At 72.0% G+C, this 6635-nt stretch carries 4 protein-coding genes; 1 reads left to right on the top strand and 3 read right to left on the bottom strand.

Going from position 1 to position 6635, the window contains the following annotated elements; genetic code table 11:
* Positions 1-63: 63 nt before the first annotated feature.
* Together ACFC02_RS41050 and ACFC02_RS41045 are read right to left on the bottom strand one after the other, a co-directional pair.
* The gene (locus ACFC02_RS41050; RefSeq protein ID WP_376367888.1) at positions 64-2283 is read right to left on the bottom strand and encodes an NADP-dependent isocitrate dehydrogenase; all 2220 of its coding nucleotides are present in this window, start codon (positions 2281-2283) and stop codon (positions 64-66) included.
* A gap of 220 nt (positions 2284-2503) precedes the next feature.
* A complete protein-coding gene (locus ACFC02_RS41045; protein WP_376367886.1) occupies positions 2504-3583 on the bottom strand; it encodes a mechanosensitive ion channel family protein in 1080 nt (359 codons plus the stop codon).
* Positions 3584-3858: 275 nt separating this feature from the next.
* On the opposite strand from ACFC02_RS41045, the gene ACFC02_RS41040 reads away from it, so the two are divergent.
* Positions 3859-5808 (top strand): ABC transporter ATP-binding protein, encoded by a 1950-nt coding sequence (locus ACFC02_RS41040; RefSeq protein ID WP_376367890.1) that lies wholly within the window; start codon positions 3859-3861, stop codon positions 5806-5808.
* 34 nt (positions 5809-5842) lie between these two features.
* Here the strand turns inward: ACFC02_RS41040 and ACFC02_RS41035 are convergent, their stop codons facing one another.
* Positions 5843-6466, bottom strand: a complete 624-nt coding sequence (locus ACFC02_RS41035; RefSeq protein WP_376367884.1) for an acetate uptake transporter — start codon at positions 6464-6466, stop codon at positions 5843-5845.
* Positions 6467-6635 lie beyond the last annotated feature (169 nt).

Genomic DNA, 6635 nt, shown 5'->3' with positions numbered 1-6635 from the left:
CCGGCCCGCGTGGTGCGGGCCGGGGCGGAGCGGGGGACCGTCAGGTCCGGGGTGTCTGCCGGGTCAGCTCAGGGACGCCAGCGTCTCGTTCCAGGTGGCCGACGGGCGCATCACCTCGGCGGCCTTGGCCGGGTCGGGCTGGTAGTAGCCGCCGATCTCCACCGGCTTGCCCTGGGCGGCGATCAGCTCGTCGACGATCTTCTGCTCGTTCGCGGCGAGCGACTCGGCCAGCGTGGCGAACGCCTTGGCGAGGTCGGCGTCGTCGCTCTGCCCGGCCAGCTCCTGCGCCCAGTACAGGGACAGGTAGAAGTGGCTGCCGCGGTTGTCGATGCCGCCGACGCGACGGGTCGGGGACTTGTCCTCGTTGAGGAAGGTCGCCGTGGCGCGGTCGAGGGTGTCGGCGAGGACCTTGGCGCGGGTGTTGCCGGTGGCCTCGGCGTACTGCTCGAAGGACGGCACCAGGGCGAAGAACTCGCCGAGGGAGTCCCAGCGCAGGTAGTTCTCCTTGACCAGCTGCTGCACGTGCTTGGGCGCGGAACCGCCGGCGCCGGTCTCGAACAGGCCGCCGCCCGCCATCAGCGGGACCACCGACAGCATCTTGGCGCTGGTGCCCAGCTCCAGGATCGGGAACAGGTCGGTCAGGTAGTCGCGCAGCACGTTGCCGGTGACGGAGATGGTGTTCTCGCCGCGGCGGATGCGCTCCACCGACAGCTTGGTGGCCTCCACCGGGGAGAGGACCTTGATGTCCAGGCCCTCGGTGTCGTGCTCCGGCAGGTACTGCTCGACCTTGGCGATCAGGTTGGCGTCGTGGGCGCGGGTCGCGTCCAGCCAGAAGACGGCCGGGTCGCCGGTGGCGCGGGCACGGGTGACGGCAAGCTTCACCCAGTCCTTGATCGGGGCGTCCTTGGTCTGGCAGGCGCGGAAGATGTCGCCGGCCGAGACGGCCTGCTCGATCACCGCGTTGCCGGCCTGGTCGACGAGGCGGACCGTGCCGGTGACCGGGATCTCGAAGGTCTTGTCGTGGCTGCCGTACTCCTCGGCCTTCTGCGCCATCAGACCGACGTTGGGGACGGAGCCCATGGTGGACGGGTCGTAGGCGCCGTTCGCGCGGCAGTCGTCGAGGACGGCCTGGTAGACGCCCGCGTAGGAGGAGTCCGGCAGGACGGCGAGGGTGTCGTGCTCCTGGCCGTCGGGGCCCCACATGTGGCCCGAGGTGCGGATCATGGCCGGCATGGAGGCGTCCACGATCACGTCGGAGGGCACGTGCAGGTTGGTGATGCCCTTGTCGGAGTCGACCATGGCCAGCTCGGGGCCCTCGGCCAGCTCGGCGTCGAAGGACGCCTTGATCTCGGCGCCCTCGGGCAGGCTCTCCAGGCCCTTGAAGATGCCGCCCAGACCGTCGTTCGGGGTCAGGCCGGCCGCGGCGAAGACCTCGCCGTACTTCGCGAACGTCTTCGGGAAGAAGGCGCGCACCACGTGACCGAAGATGATCGGGTCGGAGACCTTCATCATCGTGGCCTTCAGGTGCACGGAGAACAGGACGCCCTCCGCCTTGGCGCGGGCGACCTGCGCGGTGAGGAACTCGCGCAGCGCGGCGACCCGCATCACGGAGGCGTCGACGACCTCGCCCTGCTGTACGGGCACCGACTCGCGCAGCACCGTGGTGGAGCCGTCGTCGCCCTTCAGCTCGATGCGCAGCGCGCCGTCCTCGGCCACGACGACGGACTTCTCGGTGGAGCGGAAGTCGTCGACGCCCATGGTCGCCACGTTCGTCTTGGACTCGCCGCTCCAGGCGCCCATGCGGTGCGGGTGGGTCTTGGCGTAGTTCTTCACCGAGGCGGGGGCGCGGCGGTCGGAGTTGCCCTCACGCAGCACGGGGTTCACCGCGGAGCCCTTGACCTTGTCGTAGCGGGCGCGGATCTCGCGCTCCTCGTCGGTCTTCGGGTCGTCCGGGTAGTCCGGAAGCGCGTAGCCCTGGCCCTGCAGCTCGGCGACGGCGGCCTTCAGCTGCGGGATGGACGCCGAGATGTTCGGCAGCTTGATGATGTTGGCCTCGGGCGTCTTGGCCAGCTCGCCCAGCTCGGACAGCGCGTCGGGGATCCGCTGGTCCTCGCTCAGGTACTCCGGGAACACCGCGATGATGCGCCCGGCCAGCGAGATGTCACGGGTCTCCACAGCCACACCCGCCTGCGAGGCGTACGCCCGGACCACCGGCAGGAAGGAATACGTCGCCAGGGCCGGGGCCTCGTCAGTGTGTGTGTAGATGATGGTCGAGTCAGTCACCGGGTGCTCCGCTCCACGTCTGCAACATTGCTCGACATCAAGATATCTCGTGCTCGCCCCCGGCTCGACAGGGGTCCGCGCCGGATCCGCCGCTCACGCGGACCGGATCCGGCCTTGACGCGGACCGGATCCGGCTTTTGACGGGGATCGGGTTCCGGCCTTCGGCGGGGGATCGGGTCCGGCCTTCGGCGGGGACCGCGAGCCCCCGCCCACGCCGTTCTCAGGCGGACACCGCGCCGTCCTCGGAGCCGCGCGGCTGCGGTATGACCACCGGGCCCGGCTGGAGCGCCACCGTCCGGGCCGGTGCCGGGATGCTGATGCCCTCGCGGCGGTAGCGCCGGTGCAGCCGCTTGATGAACTCGTGCTTGATCCGGTACTGGTCGCTGAACTCGCCGACGCCGAGGATGACCGTGAAGCCGATCCGGGAGTCCCCGAAGGTGTGGAAGCGCAGGGCGGGCTCGTGCTCCGGCAGGGCCCCGGTGATCTCGTGCATCACCTCGGCGACCACCTCCAGCGTCACCCGTTCGACGTGCTCCAGGTCGCTGTCGTAGCCCACCCCCGCCTGCACGAGGATCGTCAGCCGCTGCTCGGGCCGGGTGAAGTTGGTCATGTTCGTCTTGGCGAGCTGCCCGTTGGGGATGACGACCAGGTTGTTGGAGAGCTGGCGCACGGTCGTCTGACGCCAGTTGATGTCCTCCACGTAGCCCTCCTCGCCGGTGCTCAGCCGGATGTAGTCGCCGGGCTGGACCGTCTTGGAGGCGAGTATGTGGACCCCGGCGAACAGGTTGGCCAGGGTGTCCTGGAGGGCCAGCGCGACCGCGAGACCGCCCACGCCGAGGGCGGTGAGCAGCGGCGCGATGGAGATGCCCAGGGTCTGGAGCATCACCAGGAAGCCGATCGCCAGCACCAGGATCCGGGTGATGTTGACGAAGATCGTGGCCGACCCGGCGACCCCGGAGCGGGACTGCGTGACCGTGCGCACCAGCCCGGCGATCACCCGCGCCGCCGACAGCGTGACCACGAGGATCAGGAACACCGTCAGGGCCTGGTGCACGTGCTGCCGGGCGGCCCGGGTCAGCGGCAGCACCGCCGCCGCCCCGGCCGCGCCGCCCGCGATCGCCGCCCAGGGCACCACCGTGCGCAGCGCGTCCACGATGACGTCGTCACCGCTCCAGCGGGTCCGCTTGGCGTGCCGGGCCAGCCAGAGCAGCAGTGTGCGCGACAGGAACGCGACCGCCACGCCCGCGGCCACCGAGATCCCGGCGAGGACCAGGTCGTCCAGGGTCACGGCGCGGCTCACCGGTCGCCTCCGTGCGGGCGGGCCGCGGGGAGGGGGGCCGTCGAAGGCCGTGGGCGACGTTGCGTCACGTGATCACCTGCTCGATTTCGGGATGCGCGAGCGCTCATCCTGCCCCATGCGCAAGGGTAGTTCGTACGTGACCGGGGCCCGGGGCGCACACCACCGGTGCCCGGGAGGCACCGGGCCGGCGCCCCGGGCGCGCCTGTGCGCCCCCCGTCCCACGGCCGGGCGTTGACCTCAACGTTGCTTGAGGTCCTAGGTTCTCTTCCATGAGTATGGAGACCACCGCATGGACGCAGCTGCACAGCGTGATGAACGCCCAGCAGGAGCGCCGCCCCTTCGCCCGCGAGACGCTGCGCCGCATCGGTGCGTTCGCCCGCCCCCACCGCCGCCGCATCGCCCGCTTCGTCGCCCTCGGCGTGGTGACCGCCCTGCTCGCCGTGGCGACCCCGGTCCTCGCCGGACACGTCGTCGACGCGATCGTCTCCCACGGCGACCGGGCCGACGTGGTCCGCCTCGCCCTGCTGATCGCCGCGATCGCGGTGGCCGAGGCGGCGCTCGGCATCCTCGGCAGACGCCTGTCGGCGACGCTCGGCGAAGGGCTCATCCTCGACCTGCGCACGGCGGTCTTCGACCACGTGCAGCGCATGCCGGTCGCCTTCTTCACCCGCACCCGCACCGGTGCGCTCGTCTCCCGCCTCAACAACGACGTGATCGGCGCCCAGCGCGCCTTCAGCAACACCCTGTCCGGCGTGGTCAGCAACGTGGTCACGCTGCTGCTCACGCTCGCCGTGATGCTCACCCTGTCCTGGCAGATCACCCTGCTCGCCCTGGTGCTGCTGCCGGTGTTCGTGGTCCCGGCCCGCCGCATGGGCAGCCGCATGGCCCGCATGCAGCGCGAGGCGGCCACCCTCAACGCGGCGATGGGCACCCGTATGACCGAGCGGTTCTCGGCCCCCGGCGCCACCCTCGTGAAGCTCTTCGGCCGCCCCGAGGAGGAATCGGCGGAGTTCGCCGCCCGCGCCCGCCGGGTCCGCGACATCGGCATCCGCACGGCGACGGCGCAGTCCGCCTTCATCACCGCACTGACCCTCGTCTCCTCCCTCGCCCTGGCCCTGGTCTACGGCCTCGGCGGCTGGTTCGCCCTGCGCGGCACCCTGGAGCCGGGCGCCGTCGTCTCGCTCGCCCTGCTGCTGACCCGCCTGTACGCCCCGCTCACCGCGCTCGCCGGGGCGCGCGTGGAGGTGATGAGCGCCCTCGTCAGCTTCGAGCGGGTCTTCGAAGTGCTCGACCTCAAGCCCCTCATCGAGGAGAAGCCGGACGCCCGCGAGGTGCCGGACGGCCCGGTCGCGGTGGAGTTCGACGGCGTCCGCTTCGGCTACCCGTCCGCGGACAAGGTCTCCCTCGCCTCCCTGGAAGAGGTGGCGAGCCTCGACACGCGCGGCGGCGCCGAGGTCCTGCACGGCGTCTCCTTCCGCGCCGAGCCCGGCCGGACCATCGCGCTCGTCGGCTCGTCCGGCGCCGGCAAGTCCACCATCGCCCAGCTGCTGCCGCGCCTGTACGACGTCGACGAGGGCGCCGTGCGCATCGGCGGCGTCGACGTGCGCGACCTGAGCGCCGCCACGCTGCGCGCCACGCTCGGCATGGTCACCCAGGACGGCCACCTCTTCCACGACTCCGTTCGCGCCAACCTGCTGCTGGCCCGGCCGGACGCGGACGACGGGGAACTGTGGGACGCCCTGCGCCGGGCCCGCCTCGACGACCTCGTCCGCTCCCTGCCCGACGGCCTGGACACCGTCGTCGGCGAACGCGGCTACCGGCTGTCCGGCGGCGAACGCCAGCGCATGACGATCGCCCGGCTGCTGCTGGCCCGCCAGCGGGTCGTCATCCTCGACGAGGCCACCGCCCACCTCGACAACACCTCGGAGGCGGCGGTCCAGGAGGCCCTGACCGAGGCCCTGGCGGACCGCACCGCCGTCGTGATCGCCCACCGGCTGTCCACGGTGCGCGCCGCCGACCTCATCCTCGTCGTGGAGGCGGGCACGGTCGTCGAGCGCGGCACGCATGACGAGCTCCTGGCGGCGGGCGGCCGGTACGCGCAGCTGTACCGGACCCAGTTCGCCCAGCAACAGCAGCAGGGGCGGCGGTTGGAGGCGGAGCGGCCGGCCGGCGGCCGGCCGGTCGCGGCGGGGCCGGCCGCCGCAGGTGAGGAGGTGGCCGTGTAGGAACGGTGCCCCCGGACCCGGACCGGGCCGTGCCTCAGCGCGACCCGGTCGGCAGCAGTGTGCGCCGGTGCGAGGCGTTGATGACGCCCGCCGCCGAGGCGTACCAGGCGACGAGCCCGGTCGCGACGCCGAACCAGCCGCCCACCTGCGTCATCACCTGGGGCGGCACCCCGCCCTGGAACTCGCCGACGGCCAGGAAGACGTAGGTGAGGGTCAGCAGGACGAGCACGCCGAGCACGGCGAGGCTGACACGCAGCGCGGCCACCGCCATGTAGGCGGTGAAGATACCCCAGCCGAGCAGGTAGAGCCCGAGGGCGTTGTGCACGTCACCGGCGCCGGCGAGGTGCTGCACGAGCCACCAGTACGTCACCCAGAACGCGCCGTAGGACATGAACGCCGTCGCGCCGAAGGTGTTGCCGCGGCGGAACTCGAAGAGCCCCGCGACGAATTGCGCGATACCGCCGTAGATCCCCGCGAGGGCCAGCACCGGGATGACGGCGCCGGGCTCCTTGAGGAGGCCGGTGTTGACGATGGACAGCAACAGGGTGGTGAGCGCGAACCCCGCGAGGCCCACCGGCGCCGGGTCCGCGTAGGCGCGTGCCTGGGGGTCCGCGGGGCGGGCCTCCTGGCGGACGGAGCCGCTCGTGTCATCAGCCATGGCCCGAATCCCTTCGACCTGGGGCCAGCAGGACCGGCCACCGGGTACCCCGCCCGCCGCATCCTCAGTCGACGCCCCCGAGCCCCGAGCCCCGAGACCCGAGCCCTAGCCCCGAGCCCTCGGAAGGGTCACCCGGGGCACCACCGGGGACCCCGGGGTCCCCGGTCGC

This window comes from Streptomyces sp. NPDC056160, assembly GCF_042268205.1.
Classification (GTDB): domain Bacteria; phylum Actinomycetota; class Actinomycetes; order Streptomycetales; family Streptomycetaceae; genus Streptomyces.
Note: the sequence above shows the minus strand (reverse complement) of the source record. Positions and strands in the feature narration are given on the sequence as shown.

What these genes read in the sequence shown, in the direction of transcription:
- ACFC02_RS41040 (WP_376367890.1), top strand. Translation starts at nt 3,859, where the DNA reads ATGGAGACCACCGCATGGACGCAGCTGCACAGCGTGATGAACGCCCAG.
- ACFC02_RS41035 (WP_376367884.1), bottom strand. Translation starts at nt 6,466, where the DNA reads ATGGCTGATGACACGAGCGGCTCCGTCCGCCAGGAGGCCCGCCCCGCG.